The sequence below is a fragment of the Staphylococcus sp. GDY8P85P genome (assembly GCF_017892405.1).
Lineage (GTDB): Bacteria > Bacillota > Bacilli > Staphylococcales > Staphylococcaceae > Staphylococcus > Staphylococcus borealis.
This window is the reverse complement of sequence record NZ_JAESLA010000042.1, coordinates 25,266-42,763: the sequence shown is the minus strand read 5'-3', so window position 1 is coordinate 42,763 and position 17,498 is coordinate 25,266. Positions and strand designations below refer to the sequence as shown.

The following is a 17,498-nucleotide window of genomic DNA, read 5'->3' as shown; positions in this document are numbered from 1 at the left end:
ATAAAAAGCAATGCCTAAGTTTTGATAGGCATTGTTTTTTAACTTAAATATGCTCAATTTTTAAATGTTTACCGGGAAGGCTGTCTAATAAATAAGGATCATGTGTGATCATAATAAGCTGTAACGTATTCAAATTTCGTAACATTTGAATAATGATGTCTTCATTGATCACATCAAGATTCGTTGTAGCTTCATCCAAAATTAATATCTCAGGTTCAACGAGTAGGGCTTTCGCAATCCACAAGCGTTGAAATTGTCCGCCACTCAAAGTGCACACTTTTTTAGATAATAAACGTTTGTCGAGTTGACATTGTTCGATGACACTTAAAATCTTATCGTCATGTAGACGTTTAGGAATATTAAAGTGCTTTAAAGGTTGTTTCAAAACCCATGAAACAGTTTTTTTAGGATCTAATGTATTGGCATTATATTGCGGAACGTATTGAATATGTTTCATCCAGTCGTGACGTGACACGTGTCCGAGTGTCATCTCTTTATAGCTTATGATACCTTCATAATGATCATCCAAACCAGCAATGATTTGTGCGAGTGTCGATTTACCGCTCCCACTTGTACCACTAATAATTAAATGATCATCATTTTTAAGTTCGAAATTAAAGTTTTTAAAAATTTGCTTTTCAGAAAATGTTTTATTCAAAGATTTAATCTGCAACATATCGATATCTCCTATGTGCCAATTCAATTAATTGTTGAGTGTATGGGTGTTTAGGGTTCGCTAAAATCTCTTCAGCCTTGCCACTTTCAATTATTTGTCCGTTACGCATCACACTAATATGTGTTGCGTAATTCATCACTAAACTTAAGTCATGCGTGATAAATAAGAGTGTCATATGATGTGCTTCGACAACATGATGTAATAACTTCATTAAGTGATTGCGATTGTCAAAATCTAATGCGCTAGTTGGTTCATCTACAATCAAGAATTTGGCTTCTCTTACAATTGACATCACTAACGCAATACGTTGTGCCATACCACCACTCAATTGAAAAGGATAGTCATGAAGTAAAGCTTCTGGATGCTCTAAACCTAAATGTCTAAATTGGCGGCATACAAATTCATGTTGTTGTTGTCGGGACCATTGCGTATGCAATGCATCAAATAGGGCATCAAAATGCTTTTGGATACGTACGTTTTGGAAGAAATTACTATTGGTATCTTGGAACATGGCATCCGTATTATTTAAATCAATATCGATTTGACCTTGATATTTTAAATGCGGAGGGCACATGTTCAAAGCCGTCCTTGCTAGTAAAGATTTCCCACTGCCACTCTCCCCAACTAAACAATGAAAGCTACCTTCTGTGACATTAAAATCGATATCTTTCAATAATACTTGATGTCCATCATAAACGGAGACATTGTTCAACTTTAATAACGTGTTTAACGTGTGTATCGACGATTGAGTATTTGACATATAAGCGCGAAACCTCCTAACAATAGTCCTGGAAAGAAGAATAACCAAGGCGCTGAGTAAAAGTAACTCTTACCGTCATAGAGTATTGCACCTAATTCGGGCAACGGCGGTTTTACGCCTAATCCAATAAAAGCTAATCCAGAAATACTAAGCATTAATTTACCAAAATCTGCAGTGATTAATGCAGTTACGTTACGTATAAGGTGTGGAACAATGTGGTGTATCGTTGTTTGTGTCTTCGTAAGGCCACTCAAAGATGCGAATTTAACAAATGGTTGCGTTTGTACATCACGTGCCAAATTTCTAAAGTAACGTAAGTAGCGTCCTAACCAGCCAATCATCAAGGCTAGGCATAAACCGATAATTGAGTTATTGATAAAACCTAATACCACAAGGGCGATAATAATAGATGGTAAGGCAATCAACATATCGGCAAGTGCCATTAATAACGCATCTAGCCACCGACCAATCAGTGCAGCTGCTAGTCCTAATACAAGGCCTAATACCACGGTGCCAAAAATAATAAGCGTTGTTAAACCGAGTGTAACCATACTGCCTACAAATAAGCGTGTGAAGAAATCACGACCTAAATGATCAGTACCTAACAGGTGGTGCAGACTCGGCGGCAATAGTGCCTCAGATTGATGAATCATATTTGCTTTATCATAGAGTAGTGTAGCAAGTATGACTAAAATAACTGCCACGATAGGCCATATCCAATATTTAATCTTCATATGTAATTCGGCCTCCTGACTTTCTTGACAATCTTAGACGTGGATCACTCTTCTCAAGTAAAACATCGCCGAAGAAATTAAGCACCATTATAAAAGTAATAATCATCATTAAAATGCCTAAAATCACAGGATAGTCACGCAAATTAATACTGTTGATGAGTAACTTACCTAATCCAGAAATACTAAATATGACTTCTAAAATGATCACACGACTAAATAAATGAATAAAATTATTAATGGTAATCGTCATGAGTGGCGCTAATATTTCTTTTACCTGTACGTAAATACGATCCTTTAATTTGTACCGACGCAATTGGGCTAATTGGAAAGGTTGACTTTGTAAGGTGCTCTCAAAAAGGTGACTGCTTAATAGCAACATATGACTACCTTCTACAAGAACGAGTATAACAATTGGAAGAACAAAGTATTCCCAACTATTACTTCCTACAAAGGGGAACAGATGCCATTTCACACCAAAGTAATAAATGAAAATAATAGCTAGCCAATATTCTGGTAATGATGTTATCACTTGAGCAATACGAGTTAATACGACTGACCAATTTTGTCGTGGATGATTGCCACATAGATAACCGATGACGTAACTAATAGGAAACAGTATGATAGCTGAACCAATAATTAGTTTAATCGTTGGTGTAATTGCCTGGGAAATACGATCTGTTACAGGTTCACCATTGCTAAAACTCATACCAAGATCGCCTGTGAAGACATTACCTAACCATTGTACATAGCGAACAGGCATTGCCTGGCTTAAGCCGAGTTTATCTTGAGCCATTTTGATACGTTCAGGTGTAATTTGAGCGACACCATGTTCTTGTAAGTATTGAACGGCAGGATTGCCAGTTGTGTTCTCCAAAAGAAGAAAGAGCACAAAAGAAATAATGATTAAATAAATGAGTAGTCGGATGAAATGTTTTACGATGTTAGTCATTATTTGACACCTTCAACTTATCATAATTTAGCGGTGCATCTGTTTGACCTGAGAACTCGAAATGCTTGATTTTAGGACTGGTTACAAATGTCTCATTAGGATAGGAAATTGGGACAATGAGATATTGTCGGTCAATATAAGATGATAGCTTATCAAACGCATGTTGTCGGTCACGCATATTGATGATCGTCGGGAATTGATGAATCATAGATGTTAAAGTGGCATCGTCTGCAAACACACCGGGACGCGTACCATCTTGTTTAAATCGTGCATTCAAGAAATTGTATGGCATTAATGCATTCGTATATGTTCGATAATAAATGAGGTCAAAATCTTTACGCACCGTTAATGTTTCATAATATGTTTGTGAATCTAAAATATTAATATCGAGTTTAATACCTACTTTTTTAAGGTCTTGTTGCATAATTTCCGCTTTCGTCTTCCATTCTGGAAATTCATCGGTTTGTAGAGCGAGTTTAAATGACAGTACACGGCCGTCCTTTTCAAAATAACCATCATCGTTCATCTTGTAACCTAAAGAACGGATGAGTGACTGAGATGTTGAAGGGTCGTAATCATGGTCAGACTGATTATTTGAATTGACGTATTGAACATGTTGTTGAAATAGACCTTTCAATTTATTGTTCGGTGATAAGTCATCTGTGTTAATTGCTTTGCTAATTGCCTCGCGCATCGTCTTGCTTTGCAAACGTTTATGTTGTGGGTTAAATCCCATAAATTGCGTTTCTGTACTTGGCGACGTATGTACAGATAGCGCTTTGTTTCTATGCGACTCTTTTACTTGTTGTGGCGTCATTTGACCTAAGGAACCACCCGTAATATCAATAGAATGACTCTCAATCGCTAAATGTCTTGAATCGCTATCCTCAATCGATTGAAATGTTAGATTGTAGTTAAGGGGATGGCCATTACGGTAATATGTATTTGGTTTGAAGCTCACAGTTTCATTGGTTGAATCTGCAACTTTAAATGGACCTGTGCCGATTGCTTTCTCAAATTTACCAGTTGTCTTGCCATCTTTAACTGCATGTGGACTCATAATGCGGAGCGGTCTAACTTGAGACAACTCATTTAGCACTTGGTTTGATGGCGATTTTAATTCAATCTCAACGGTATGTTTGTCCTTTATTGTGACAGATTTTAATTTATCTAACGTTTCCATAGGATCTGTTGTATCTGTTGCCTTCGCACGTTCAATCGAAAATTTAACAGCCGATGCATCAAATTCAGAACCGTCATTGAATTTTACATTGTGCTTCAAGTGAAAAAGGTAGTGTTTACCATCTTCTGAAACGTCCCATGATGTAGCAAGTCCAGGTTCAATCTTGCCATTTTCACCATAAGTCACAAGCGGTTGATAGATGGCATTGTATACAGGCATAGGGGCATCAAAACCTTGTGCATCAAGTTGTTTTGTATTAAATTCACGGGGGAGCGAGACTTTTACCTCACTGTCATCATTATGATGTTGAGCACAACCACTTAACATAAGCATCGCGCACATAGAGAGTGAATAGCATATGCGCTTTTTCAATAGTATACCTTCCTTCAATTGTATTCATTATTATTTTTTATAATAGAGTTTAGTTATGAAAAAATATTTTTCCATCAATAGACATTATTATATGATACACCCTATACAAATTCTTTGAAATGATAAATTTGTGAATAGATACGTAGAAGTTTTCCAATTTTGAAAATAAAAAAAGAGGGCAGGGACCCTCTTTTAATGTGTTTCACCTAATGCAACTTTAGTATCATCTTCTTTGGAAATTGCTTTAATAGCAGCGGTTAAACCTTTCGCTATCGTCTCAATAGACATCGATGGTTTCCCAGGTTTATTTGTCACTTGTTCTGGGATAAACGGCACATGAATAAATCCAAATAATAAGCCAGGGTATGATTTATCAACGAGATAACCTAATTGATATAAGACATGATTACAAACAAAAGTGCCCGCTGTATTCGATAAGCTTGCAGGGACTCCTGCTGATTTAATCGCTTCAGTCATCGTTTTAACCGGTAAGTTTGAGAAGTAGGCAGGTGCCCCATCTTCTTGAATAGCCACATCAATAGGCTGGTTACCTTTGTTGTCAGGAATACGCGCGTCGTCGATATTGATGCCTACACGCTCAGGAGTAAGGTCATAACGACCTCCAGCTTGACCAATAGACAAGACCACATCGTAATTGCCATTTGCTAACTCTTTATCAATGACGTCTTTAGATTCATGAAAGACGGTTGGAATTTCTAACTTTGAAATGGTATGTTCGCCAATTGTGTCCTCTAATTGCTTTACTGCCTCTAATGCAGGATTAATCTTTTCCCCGCCAAATGGATCAAATGCTGTAACTAAAATCTTCATTATTCATTTCCTCCTTTGAATTGTTTAAAATGCCCAGAAATACATGAGCGCTATGTGAATCACTATAAGTGCTAAGGCTATAGGTGCTTGAGCCTTAATGACACCAAATTCTTGTTTCATCTCAAGTAGTGCGACAGGTAATGTGTTGAAATTGGCTGCCATAGGTGTTAACAATGTTCCACAGAAACCACCAGTCATGGCAAGTGCACCTGCTATGATTGGATCTCCGCCTTGAGCAATGACGAAAGGAATACCGATACTCGCTGTGATAACTGTAAATGCAGCGAAAGCATTTCCCATAAGCATTGTGAAGAGCACCATACCTAGCACATATGCAATGACACCAATTAAATGGTTACCCTCAGGTAAAAATGATGAAATGCCTTTAGAAATGACTTGACCTACGCCACTTGCAGTAAAGAGTACGCCTAGTGCTGCTAAGAACTGTGGCAATATACCTGTTGTCCCAACTTGTTGTGTTAATCGGTCACTATCATATAATGTGTAAGATAATTTCGGTTTGATAATGAGTAATGCTGCAATTAAGCCGATAACTGATGAAATACCTAAACCAATTGCACCACCAAGTGGTGTCCAGTTTGATACAACAACAGCTACGACAGCTAGGACAATTGCTGGAATGAAGAGCTTATTCCCATATTTAGCAGAACCTTTTTCAACTTGTTTATCATTGACATCGATAATATTTTTAATTGTGACTTGTCTGAAAAGTGTTAAGGCACCCATAGCTAAAACAAGGAGACCATTTATTGCGTCAGGAATGTAAGGGCCGCCTATGAATAAAATAGCTAGAATTGTCCAAAACGCTGCCGTACCTAAACGTTTTGATTTATCTTGTGAACGTAAAGCGCGAAAGGCTGTATATAGGAACTGAAGGCCAATAAGTATGTAAAATATTTCTAAAATATGGTTTAACGTTGTCTCACTCATGATTTTTCACCTCATTATGTCCATATTTTTTATTAAAGTAACGATCAAGTAAAATATTCTTAATCCAAACTAAGATAAGTGTGATGATGGCGATAGGAATTGAAGCAAGTACTAAACTCATTGCATTTACTTTGATATCTAGAGATTGGAAAGTCCCAACCATTAACAAGACGCCTGCAGCACCAACAAATAAGTTTTGACCGAAGAAATTACCATAGTTTTCCATGGCAGATGCTTCAGCTTTTAATTTTTCAATATCTTTTTCATCGATGTCTTTATCAGTAAGATTAAAGCGTGTTCGAAGTGCACCTTGAACCATTGGATTAATTAAAGGTCGAACAAATTGAGGGTGTCCACCGATACGTATAGAAGCTACGCCGGCGATTTCACGAATAATTAAATATAAAGTGAGAAGGCGACCGGTTGTTATTTTCTTAACGTTACTAATGAGTTTAGAAGCTTGTTGCTTCAAACCAAAACGCTCAATTAAACCGACCATAGGAAGTGTAAGCATAAATAAAGTTACAAGACGTTGATCTACAAAGGCTTTTCCAAGTGTTGAAAGTACTTCAACGATATCCATACCGGCAACTAAACCAGTGACCACAGCAGCAATTAAAATAATTGCGATTGTATCAAACTTAAGAATGAAGCCGATGATAATGATTAAAATACCAATCAATTTAATCCATTCCATAAAACTACTTACAAAAATACCTATAGTAAATATAATCGGAATTAAAGAAGCGGCTGTCGTCTGTGATGTCATGTTATAAACAACTGCAATTAAACCCACTATCGTTAAAATATCACCAGTATTAGCGAATAACTGACTATAAAGTAAATGGTAAAAATCTTTGCTATGCTTTGTCATAGAATCACCACATTTCAGAAGGGATTTTTTACACTATTATAGCATTGGGTAGTTATAAAAAAAACGGGATATCAATTGGTGTCTCAGGCTATAAAGATATATTGGTAGTAGTTGACTGAATAAAAAATGCACTTGAATTAGGTTTTTTCAAACCTTGTCATCCTTGACGGTGGGCCCTAGCAAAGAGCATTTTATCAAGCAAATATACAAGTTAAGCAAACTGGGAGCGGGACAAAGAAATACATTTTGAAAAATATGATTTCTGTCCCGCTCCCTAATAAGATTAAGCCTAAAAAATAAGCGCTAGGAGGCAGTGTTTAACTGTCTCCTAACGCTTTTGTTCAGACCTCTATGCGTGTGCGTGTTCTGGTACGTCTTTAAAATTGTCTAAACGACGATTCCATTCTTCATCACTTATATTATTTTTAGCTACATAACGGTTACGTTCATGTTTCGCGCAATCATATGAACATGCGCCAAGATATTTAGCTTCATTTTCTTCTGAAACAAGAATTTGTTTGTTACATTCTGGATTAGCACAGTTAATGTAACGCTCACATGGTGTGCCGTCGAAGTGTTCTTTACCAATCACTGTTTTCTCAACTTGGTTGACGTCTACGCTAATACGCTCATCGAAGACGTACATTTTACCGTCCCAATATTCACCTTTAGTCTCAGGATCTTTACCATACGTTGCAATACCGCCATGCAATTGACCAACATTCTCGAAGCCCTCTTTTACTAACCAGCCTGAGAATTTTTCACAACGGATACCACCTGTACAATACGTTACGATATTTTTACCATCTAATTGGTCTTTATTCTCACGAATCCAATCTGGTAAATCTCTGAAACGTGTAATATCTGGACGGATTGCACCGCGGAAGTGACCTAAATCAAATTCATAGTCATTACGTGCATCTAAGATAACAGTATCTTCATCTTCCAATGCTTCTTTAAATTCACTAGGTGAATAGTATTTACCAGTTGTGACACGTGGATCAACATCGTCCTCTAAACCAAGTGCAACAATTTCATTTCTTGGGCGAACGTGCATTTTTTTGAAAGCATGACCTTCAGCTTCGTCAATTTTGAACGTCATATCTGCGAAACGTTCATCTGCATGCATATGTTCGATATATTGATCTGTATCTTCTTTCGTACCTGATAACGTACCATTGATACCTTCTGTAGACACTAGAATTCGACCTTTTAAGTTGTTTGCTTTACAGAATTCTAAATGCTCAGCAGCAAATGTTTCTGGGTCATCAATCGTTGTGTATTTGTAATATAATAACACTCTATAATCCATTTTCTGATTCTCCTCTAAAAATTATTATTTATCGTAAAGGCAAGCCATATCATTTAATGATTCATTTATTTATCTTTTTATAAAAATCAACATTATATTATTTTATCAAATTTACAATAACTTTCAATATTTCAGTTTTTAAAATAGGGCAATAGACCTATGTTAGAAGTATAATTACTTTTTGAAAACGTTTACATGTAGTACGATAAGTAGAAAGTGTATTAAAGGATTATAATGAATGTAAACGATACTTTTCACAAAGGGAGGAAATGTTAATAATGACAAATCAATCTTTACCAAAATTAACATATACTGGAGCATCTAAAAGCGCAGTACCAATTATTTCTGAAAGTGAATTACAAACGGTAACGGCAGAACCATGGTTGAAAATTTCAGATGAAGGATTGCAATTAGAAGGTCTCATCTTTGATAGAGATCATAATTTGTTCTTATGTGAAGTATTTGGCGGTAAAATTTTTAAAGTTGATATAAATACAAAAGAAGTTTCAACAGCATTTCAATCAACAAAACAAAATCCAGCTGCAGTCAAAATACATAAAGATGGACGTTTATTTACATGTTATTTAGGTGACTTTGAGTCAACAGGCGGCATCTTCGCTACTGATGAACATGGTGAACAATTTGAAGAAATTATTTCGGAACTTAATACGGAATATTGTATCGATGACATGGTCTTTGATAGTAAAGGTGGTTTCTATTTCACTGATTTCAGAGGGTACTCTACTAACCCTAAAGGTGGTGTCTACTACGTTTCGCCTGACTTCAAGACGGTGACACCAGTCATTCAGAATATTTCAGTAGCAAACGGAGTAGCGTTAAGTACGGATGAAAAAGTACTATGGGTGACAGAAACAACGACAAATCGACTTCATCGTATTCAATTAGAAGACGATGGTGTGACAATTGCACCATTTGGCGCAACGATTCCATATTACTTTACTGGTCATGAAGGGCCAGACTCAGTATGTATCGATAGTGATGATAATTTATATGTAGCGATGTATGGCCAAGGACGTGTCTTAGTCTTTAATAAACGTGGTTATCCTATTGGTCAAATCTTAATGCCAGGGCGTGATGAAGGTAAAATGTTACGTTCAACACATCCACAATTTATTCCTGGAACAAATCAATTGCTTATTTGTACTAATGATATTGAGAATGGCTCAGAAGGTGGTTCTATGATTTATACCGTTGAAGCCTTTGCGAAAGGTCATGAAAGCTATCAATTTCAGTAAGTAATAAAAACTCAGAAAGATAGTAAATATAAATTATTCTAGATTAATTAGAACAGTTTTCTATAAATAATCGAGAATTTATTAATTTTAATGCTAATGTAGTAGCTAATAATCAAAGATTTGCAACGTAGAGTGATTTTACACTTTGGTGCTATAATCAAGGCGTCGCTAGCTCTTCCGGCGGTAATTTCGACGGAAGTAGGTGTGATGCCAATGGAGTTAATTTTTTTAACCATCATTGGTCCTGTTATTACAGGATGTATTGTTACGGCTTTTAAATATTGGTTAGACAACCGTAATAGAAAATAAGCGACACCGTCTAACACACCATAAAACCCCTCACTATCGACCTAGTGAGGGGTTTGGTGTTGCCAATGGAATTAATTTATGAATGTATTATATCACTATGAGTAACTTATTGCAAGTTTAATTCGGCCAGCATAAAAGATTACTAAATAGAGCTTATTTACTAATCAAATGAAACTTTTTTAAATATCCAGTATACTGAAATAGAATAATAAGACATCCGCATAAGTATGAAAGGAGTATGTGATGAAAGACAATTGGATGAAATATAAAGATGACAGTCTTGTAGCATCATTCTATGATAGCCAGACCGCAACGTTTCAAGAACAAGGATTTGAAACTGAATTAGCATTTGGTACTGCCGGTATTCGTGGCCAGTTTGGACTTGGTCCAGGTCGATTAAATCGCTATACCATACAACGTCTGGCATTAGGAATTGCTAATTACTTAAACGATAAAGAAGATAATCCTTCAATTGTCATTCACTATGATATTCGTCATTTATCATCAGAATTCGCGCAAATTATTACGCAAATTTTGACTTCGAATGATATTAAAGTTTATCTGTCAGATGTGTATAAAACAACGCCACAACTCTCTTATGCTGTGCGATATTTGCAAACATCTGCAGGTATTATGATTACAGCAAGCCATAACCCTAAAGATTATAATGGCATCAAAGTTTATGGTGCAGATGGTGCACAATTAGATGAGGCTACGTCATTAGAAGTTGCTAACTATATCAATAACTTAGGTGATCCGCTTGAGTTAAATATTAAATTAAACCAAGAACGCATTGAGCAGTATACTAGTGATTTACCAGAAGCGGTTGATGATAGTTATATCAATGAAATAACACGGTTAGTACGAGATATTCCACAATCTGAATTAAAGGTTGTTTATACGAGTTTACATGGTACCGGAGTACCGATTATTCCAGACGTGTTAAAGCATCTGAATTTTAAACAAGTCAGCTTAGTGCAATCACAATGTGAACTTGATCCGAATTTCAGTTCCGTGAAAAGTGCGAACCCCGAAGAACGCGAAGCCTTTGATTTAGCGATTCAACAAGCACATGATAGCGATGCGAATTTAATTATTGCAACAGATCCAGATGTCGATCGCATGGGGTTTGTTGAACGTTATACAGATGGACAAACATATTACTTTGGTGGTAGTGAAATCGGCGCATTACTCATTAAATATCTTCTCGAACACACGAATGTACCGAAGCATTCAGTTGTTATTCAATCTATTGTAAGTGGTGAGTTAGGTAAACGTCTTGCGCAACAACATGGGGTCACTGTGAAGGAAGTCTTAATCGGCTTTAAGCATATTGCTAAAACTATTCGTGAATTAGATGATACAGAATCTTTCCTATTCGCCTATGAAGAAAGCTATGGCTATTTGGCCGATGATTTCGTGCGAGACAAAGATGCCATTCAAATCGTGCCATTGATGATTAAGTATGCATCTATTTTGAAAAGTCAGGGCAAAACACTATACGACGCTTTAAAAGAGATTCATAACGAAGTAGGGCAATATCGTGATAAACCGATGTCTAAAGTCTTTGAAGGTAAAGAAGGACAACAACAGATTAATGAATTAATGAATCAATTAAGACAAAATATTCCTGAAATCATAGCAGGACTAAACGTTGTTGCAGTGGAAGATTATAAGACATTAAAACGTGTAAATAAAGAAGATCATACTGAAGAAATAATACGATTACCTCAAGCGAATGTGATACGAATCATCTTTAAAGAAGGCTTTATTGCATTGAGACCATCAGGTACAGAACCTAAACTGAAGTTCTATCTCTCACTCAACGTCGATAACTTCGAACAAGTATCACAAGACATCTATAATTATATATTTGGCGATACTGAATAGCCTTTCTCAAATGTCTTTCCTAGTATAAAGACGTTATTTTGATGGCAAGACGCCACTAGGATTCGGATACGTCTTGAGACAAAAAGGAAAACAAAAAGCGATGAATCACGACTATTTAACTTTTGTAAAAGGCTGGTCAAGTGCGTCATCGCTTTTCAATCAAAGCAAGCAGGGAGCGGGACAACGATTTTTAAAAAATCTGTCCCGCTCCCTGTTCTGCTTTATTAATACTTTCTTAAAAAATTGATTTGTCGATCGTATAATTTATTCGCAATATAAGATTGCACCGTATTCAGAATCTCTTCAATTTCCTGTGTCATATTTGATAATACACGCACGGTAAAGCCATGTGTTGGCAATTGTGTTATACCAAGACGACAATCATATTGCTTCATATAATCTTTAATTTCGTCATATACTTCATCGATTAACTTTTGCGTCACGTCAGGATGAATAAAATACGCTGAACCTAAATGTGTATAATGCTCCATATAGCCAATCGAACTAATCTCTGTTTCACTTGGATGCATACGTAAATTATCGTAAGTGACGAGTTCATCACCGACGTAAATTTCATTTAATAAATGCATATAATCATACGTGAAATGTTCATCACGCATAGAATAGCCAGGCGTCAAAATATCTGTATAATACATAGATGCCGTTTCATCTAACTTGAATATATTGTGCTGATAGAATTTCGCATGTTCGTAAGCAATAATCGGGTCACCAACATATTCCATATATCCATCTTTCGCTATATGAAATGTTTGATATTGTTCCACGCGATCATTCAACGTCTTATAAATCTTCGTAGCACCTTGTGATGTGAGCGTCACTGCTGCGCCTTGATCTACATTGATATTCATTCGATATCGATCGCCATCTAAGTAACCACCGCCCACGTTCACAATATAGAACGTAGGAATCGTTGAATGGTTTAAATAGACTGGGCGAATGACTTTGAGTGCTTTTTCAAAGAAGATGTCGCGTGCAACAGAGCGTTTACCATTATTGAATACAGTTAAGTCTAACTGTCCAGTCCAAGGTTGTTCAATAGCTTGTTTCTTGTCTTCAGTCATTAAGATAGCCCTTTAAGCAATACATCACGTTCAATCCATTCAATTACATTATCTAAGCCATCATCAGTCTTAAGGTTAGTGAATGTGAATGGACGATTTCCTCTAAATGTCTTCGTATCTTCAGCCATTTGGTCTAATGACGCACCGACAAATTCCGCTAAGTCTGTTTTATTAATGACGAAGTAGTCAGATTTAATCATACCTTGACCACCTTTACGAGGAATTTTCTCACCTTGGGCTACATCGATAATATAAATTGAGAAATCTACTAATTCTGGACTGAATGTAGCGGCTAAGTTATCGCCACCAGATTCAATAAATATTAACTCAATGTCGTCATTACGTTCTAATAATTCATCAATCGCAGCAAAATTCATTGAAGCGTCTTCACGGATAGCTGTATGTGGACAGCCACCTGTTTCGACACCAATGATTCTATCTTCAGCTAACACGCCTGTATTGACCAAGATTTTTTGGTCTTCTTTAGTATAAATATCATTTGTGATAACACCGATACTTAATTCTTTAGACAGACGGCGGACTAATTTTTCTACTAATTGTGTTTTACCTGCACCAACAGGACCACCAATACCAATTTTAATTGGATTTGCCATAAATATTACCTCCTATGAAATAAAGATTCTCACATTAACGTTCTCATGTTCCATTTGATTAAGTTCTAATCCTGGTGCTGTCACACCAAAGTCTGATTCGTTCAATGTGAAGATATGTTGACGCGTACGTTCGATATGCGGAATCATATCTGACACAACTTGTTGCCCCGTTGTTTGACCAAGAGGGATTGCACGTACCGCATTCTGAGTTAAACTTGAAACATTTTGATACAAGTAATAATCAATAATCGTTTCGATATCAATACCTAAATGATGGCCTAACATTGTAAAGCAAATCGCTGGATGTAACTTAGCGCGCTTCTCAGTCATTCGCGTATGGTACCACGTCATCCATTCGCTATCATAAAGTTCCATTGCCAGTTTTGCCATACGTGTGCCCATTTGTTTCGTACCGACACGTGTTTCGCGAGGCAAACTTTGAACATAGATTAAGCGGTCTAATCTTAATATTTCTTCTGTATCTTCGTTTTCTAACGCTTGATAGACAAAACGCATAGCCAAACCGTCTGAGTAGGTTAATTGCTCATTTAAAAATAGCTGTAACCATGCTTTAAACGTCTTAGCATCTTTCACTACATCGCGTTGAATGTATGTTTCTAAACCAAATGAATGACTAAATGCACCTGTAGGAAATTGTGAATCACAGAACTGAAATAATCGAAGATGTGAATGATCAATCATGTGAATGTCCTATATGTCTGAAGGCTTTATTAACTTTACGGTCTTCATGACTATAAGGAATGCCTAATGATTTTAATAAATCTTCGACCAAATAATCATATTGTACGAGCATTTCAGTTTCTGTAAATTGTGCAGGTAAATGACGATTGCCAAGTTGATGTGCGATATCGCCCATTTCTTGTAACGTACGTGGTTTGATAACGAGTAAGTCTTCAGAATTCACATCAACCACAATCATATTTGTTTCGTCTTGATATAAAATATCACCATATTGTAAATCAATAGGTTGTTTTAAACGGATACCAATTTCTGTGCCATGATCTGTTGTTACACGTTGAATACGTTTAACTAAATCAGAGTTTTCTAAATAGACTTTTTCAACGTGCTTTTGTTTATCTTCAGCTGGTAAATTGGCAATGTTTCCTTGAATTTCTTCTATAATCATTAAACGTACCTCCTAGAATAAGAAGTATCTTTGAGTTAACGGTAATTCAGTAGCAGGTTCACTAGTCACTTTTTCGCCATCAACAAATACTTCATAAGTTTGTGGGTCTACATCAAGTTTAGGTGTAGCATCGTTATTCTTCATGTCTTTTTTCGTTAAATTACGAATGCCATGAACAGGTCGAACCATACGTTGTAGGTTTAAGCTACGGTAGATACCACTTTCGAATGCAGTTTTAGACACAAATGTAATGGCAGTATGCTGTAAATTGCCACCATATTGGCCATACATTTTACGATATTTTTGTGGCTCTGATGTTGGAATTGAACCGTTGGCATCGCCATTAACCGCTGCATTAATTAAACCGCCTTTTACAATTAATTCAGGTTTAACACCGAAGAAGGCTGGTTCCCACATCACTAAATCTGCTAATTTACCACCTTCGATTGAACCCACATAGTCTGAAATACCATGTGTAATTGCAGGGTTAATTGTATATTTAGCGATATAACGTTTAATACGGTTGTTATCATTGTATTCTGTATCACCATCTAAGAAACCGCGTTGTTCTTTCATACGATGAGCGACTTGCCAAGTACGTGTTATCACTTCGCCTACACGTCCCATCGCTTGTGAGTCAGAACTTACCATACTAAAGACGCCCATATCTTGGAGTACATCTTCAGCTGCGATAGTTTCTTTTCTAATACGAGAATCTGCAAAGGCGATATCTTCAGGAATAGATGCGTTTAAGTGATGTGTAATCATTACCATATCTAAATGTTCGTCGACAGTATTTTGTGTGTAAGGTAATGTTGGGTTGGTAGATGAAGGTAAGATATTAGGATATGATGCGGATTTAATTAAGTCGGGCGCATGTCCACCACCTGCACCTTCAGTATGATACATGTGTAAAACACGCCCTTTAACTGCTGCCATTGTATCTTCCATAAATCCAGCTTCATTTAATGTATCAGCGTGAAGGGCAATTTGAACATCGAATTCATCTGCAACGGCTAATGCGTGATCAAGTGCTGATGGTGTTGCACCCCAGTCTTCATGAACTTTCAATCCAATAACACCTGCATGAATTTGTTCAATGAGCGCAGTGTGATTAACAGCTTGACCTTTACCAGTGAAACCAACGTTAATAGGGAGTTGCTCAGCTGCTTCAAGCATGCGATGTATATGCCAAGGGCCAGGGGTTACTGTCGTAGCTTTAGTACCTTCAGATGCACCAGTTCCGCCACCAATGTGTGTAGTGATACCACTTTCAAGTGCTACTTCAGCTTGTTCTGGATTAATAAAGTGAACGTGTGTATCAATACCACCAGCTGTCACAATTTTACCTTCAGCTGAAATAATATCTGTTGTCGCACCAATAATGATATCAATATTATCCATAATATCTGGATTACCTGCTTGGCCAATTGCAAAGATGTAGCCATTTTTAATACCAATATCTGCTTTAACTACTTTATCGTAATCAATAATAACTGCATTTGTTATAACTAAATCTGCAACATAACGGTCGTCACGTGTCACGTTAGGATTTTGCCCCATACCGTCACGAATTGATTTACCGCCACCGAAAGTGACTTCATCTCCGTAACTTGTATAATCGTGTTCAACTTGAGCAAATAAATTTGTATCACCTAGACGAATTGAATCGCCTGTAGTCGGACCATAAAGACTGGTATATTGAGATTGCGTCATTTTAAAACTCATTAATCTTGTCCTCCTTTTTTATTGACGTTTTCTTCGCCTTCGTCATGAAATACACCGGCGTAGTCATCATTCTCGTCTGTAGGACGGTAAACGCGACTTTCATCAATTTTGCCATTCACTAAACCACGGAAACCATATATATTACGATGGCCTACATATTCAACAAGTTGAACTTTTTTCTCATCTCCTGGTTCGAAACGTACGGCTGCACCAGCGGGAATATCTAAGTGTTTGCCATAAGCTTTTTCACGTTCAAAATTTAATGCTTTATTAGCTTCAAAGAAGTGGAAGTGAGAACCAACTTGTACGGGACGGTCACCAGTATTTTTAACAACAAGTACCGTTTCCGCGCGTCCTTGATTAATTTCGATTTCAGTATTTTTAACTATAATTTCTCCAGGAATCATACTATTGCCTCCTTAGACGATTGGATGATGGACTGTAATGAGTTTCGTTCCATCTGGAAATGTTGCTTCGATTTCAATTTCTTTGATCATGCTTGCAACACCTTCCATGACATCTTCTTCATTTAGTATTGTTTTGCCATAGCTCATTAATTCGGCTACGGTTTTACCGTCTCTTGCACCTTCAAGTAATTCATCACTGATTAAAGCGAGTGCTTCAGGATGATTTAACTTTAAACCACGTGCTTTACGACGTCTTGCAACTTCTGCAGCTACAACAATCATCAACTTATCTTGTTCACGCTGAGTAAAATGCATATCTATTCCTTCTTTCCATTTGAAAATAACGTTCGTAGTCTTAATGTTAGAACTGTTAAGAATATTGTACAAGCAATATAGTCATACAATTATTTTAAATCCAAACTC

At 36.7% G+C, this 17,498-nt stretch carries 19 protein-coding genes; 3 read left to right on the top strand and 16 right to left on the bottom strand.

All coding sequences use genetic code 11. The annotated features are described in order from the left end of the window. Positions 1–43: 43 nt before the first annotated feature. From KA828_RS09360 to trhO, 9 genes are all read right to left on the bottom strand, one after another. Positions 44–676, bottom strand: coding sequence for an ATP-binding cassette domain-containing protein (locus tag KA828_RS09360; RefSeq protein ID WP_210126116.1), 633 nt, complete (start codon positions 674–676; stop codon positions 44–46). Beyond that, positions 663–1,436 carry an ATP-binding cassette domain-containing protein gene (locus tag KA828_RS09355; RefSeq protein ID WP_210126115.1) on the bottom strand — a complete coding sequence of 258 codons (774 nt, stop codon included), beginning with the start codon at positions 1,434–1,436 and terminating at the stop codon, positions 663–665. The genes KA828_RS09360 and KA828_RS09355 overlap by 14 nt, the downstream gene beginning before the upstream one ends. Further along, complete coding sequence (locus tag KA828_RS09350; protein WP_210126114.1) at positions 1,403–2,170, bottom strand: ABC transporter permease; 768 nt, start codon at positions 2,168–2,170, stop codon at positions 1,403–1,405. The genes KA828_RS09355 and KA828_RS09350 overlap by 34 nt, the downstream gene beginning before the upstream one ends. Next, positions 2,160–3,119 carry an ABC transporter permease gene (locus tag KA828_RS09345; RefSeq protein ID WP_193838785.1) on the bottom strand — a complete coding sequence of 320 codons (960 nt, stop codon included), beginning with the start codon at positions 3,117–3,119 and terminating at the stop codon, positions 2,160–2,162. Before KA828_RS09345 ends, KA828_RS09350 begins: the two co-directional genes overlap by 11 nt. Further along, positions 3,112–4,674: an ABC transporter substrate-binding protein gene (locus KA828_RS09340; RefSeq protein WP_210126113.1), complete on the bottom strand. Its 1,563-nt coding sequence runs from the start codon at positions 4,672–4,674 to the stop codon at positions 3,112–3,114. The genes KA828_RS09345 and KA828_RS09340 overlap by 8 nt, the downstream gene beginning before the upstream one ends. Positions 4,675–4,866: 192 nt before the next feature. Then, the gene (gene pcp, locus KA828_RS09335) at positions 4,867–5,505 is read right to left on the bottom strand and encodes a pyroglutamyl-peptidase I (protein ID WP_210126112.1); all 639 of its coding nucleotides are present in this window, start codon (positions 5,503–5,505) and stop codon (positions 4,867–4,869) included. Between the two features lie 24 nt (positions 5,506–5,529). Beyond that, positions 5,530–6,456, bottom strand: a complete 927-nt coding sequence (locus tag KA828_RS09330) for a DUF979 domain-containing protein (protein ID WP_210126111.1) — start codon at positions 6,454–6,456, stop codon at positions 5,530–5,532. After that, complete coding sequence (locus KA828_RS09325; protein ID WP_053030049.1) at positions 6,449–7,153, bottom strand: DUF969 domain-containing protein; 705 nt, start codon at positions 7,151–7,153, stop codon at positions 6,449–6,451. Before KA828_RS09325 ends, KA828_RS09330 begins: the two co-directional genes overlap by 8 nt. Before the next feature lie 526 nt (positions 7,154–7,679). Next, positions 7,680–8,642, bottom strand: a complete 963-nt coding sequence (gene trhO, locus KA828_RS09315) for an oxygen-dependent tRNA uridine(34) hydroxylase TrhO (RefSeq protein ID WP_053030041.1) — start codon at positions 8,640–8,642, stop codon at positions 7,680–7,682. Positions 8,643–8,920: 278 nt separating this feature from the next. On the opposite strand from trhO, the gene KA828_RS09310 reads away from it, so the two are divergent. The 3 genes from KA828_RS09310 (at position 8,921) to KA828_RS09300 (ending at position 12,097) form a co-directional block, all read left to right on the top strand. Further along, the gene (locus KA828_RS09310; RefSeq protein WP_053030040.1) at positions 8,921–9,898 is read left to right on the top strand and encodes an SMP-30/gluconolactonase/LRE family protein; all 978 of its coding nucleotides are present in this window, start codon (positions 8,921–8,923) and stop codon (positions 9,896–9,898) included. 207 nt (positions 9,899–10,105) lie between these two features. Further along, on the top strand, positions 10,106–10,207 hold the full coding sequence (locus KA828_RS09305) for a type I toxin-antitoxin system Fst family toxin (protein ID WP_275126180.1): 102 nt from the start codon (positions 10,106–10,108) through the stop codon (positions 10,205–10,207). 243 nt (positions 10,208–10,450) lie between these two features. After that, positions 10,451–12,097: a phospho-sugar mutase gene (locus KA828_RS09300; RefSeq protein WP_210126110.1), complete on the top strand. Its 1,647-nt coding sequence runs from the start codon at positions 10,451–10,453 to the stop codon at positions 12,095–12,097. Positions 12,098–12,321: 224 nt separating this feature from the next. Here KA828_RS09300 and KA828_RS09295 read toward each other — a convergent pair whose 3' ends face one another. From KA828_RS09295 to KA828_RS09265, 7 genes are read right to left on the bottom strand one after another with little or no spacing between them, the layout of a single operon-like run. Further along, positions 12,322–13,179 carry an urease accessory protein UreD gene (locus tag KA828_RS09295; RefSeq protein ID WP_210126109.1) on the bottom strand — a complete coding sequence of 286 codons (858 nt, stop codon included), beginning with the start codon at positions 13,177–13,179 and terminating at the stop codon, positions 12,322–12,324. Continuing rightward, a complete protein-coding gene (gene ureG, locus KA828_RS09290; RefSeq protein ID WP_193838796.1) occupies positions 13,179–13,793 on the bottom strand; it encodes an urease accessory protein UreG in 615 nt (204 codons plus the stop codon). The genes KA828_RS09295 and ureG overlap by 1 nt, the downstream gene beginning before the upstream one ends. 12 nt (positions 13,794–13,805) lie before the next feature. Then, positions 13,806–14,495: an urease accessory protein UreF gene (locus KA828_RS09285; protein ID WP_210126108.1), complete on the bottom strand. Its 690-nt coding sequence runs from the start codon at positions 14,493–14,495 to the stop codon at positions 13,806–13,808. Then, a complete protein-coding gene (gene ureE, locus KA828_RS09280) occupies positions 14,488–14,940 on the bottom strand; it encodes an urease accessory protein UreE (RefSeq protein ID WP_107629269.1) in 453 nt (150 codons plus the stop codon). Before ureE ends, KA828_RS09285 begins: the two co-directional genes overlap by 8 nt. Before the next feature lie 12 nt (positions 14,941–14,952). Next, the gene (gene ureC, locus KA828_RS09275; protein WP_210126107.1) at positions 14,953–16,668 is read right to left on the bottom strand and encodes an urease subunit alpha; all 1,716 of its coding nucleotides are present in this window, start codon (positions 16,666–16,668) and stop codon (positions 14,953–14,955) included. Then, positions 16,668–17,075, bottom strand: coding sequence for an urease subunit beta (locus KA828_RS09270; RefSeq protein ID WP_053030033.1), 408 nt, complete (start codon positions 17,073–17,075; stop codon positions 16,668–16,670). Before KA828_RS09270 ends, ureC begins: the two co-directional genes overlap by 1 nt. Positions 17,076–17,087: 12 nt before the next feature. Next, positions 17,088–17,390, bottom strand: a complete 303-nt coding sequence (locus tag KA828_RS09265; protein ID WP_053030032.1) for an urease subunit gamma — start codon at positions 17,388–17,390, stop codon at positions 17,088–17,090. Positions 17,391–17,498 lie beyond the last annotated feature (108 nt).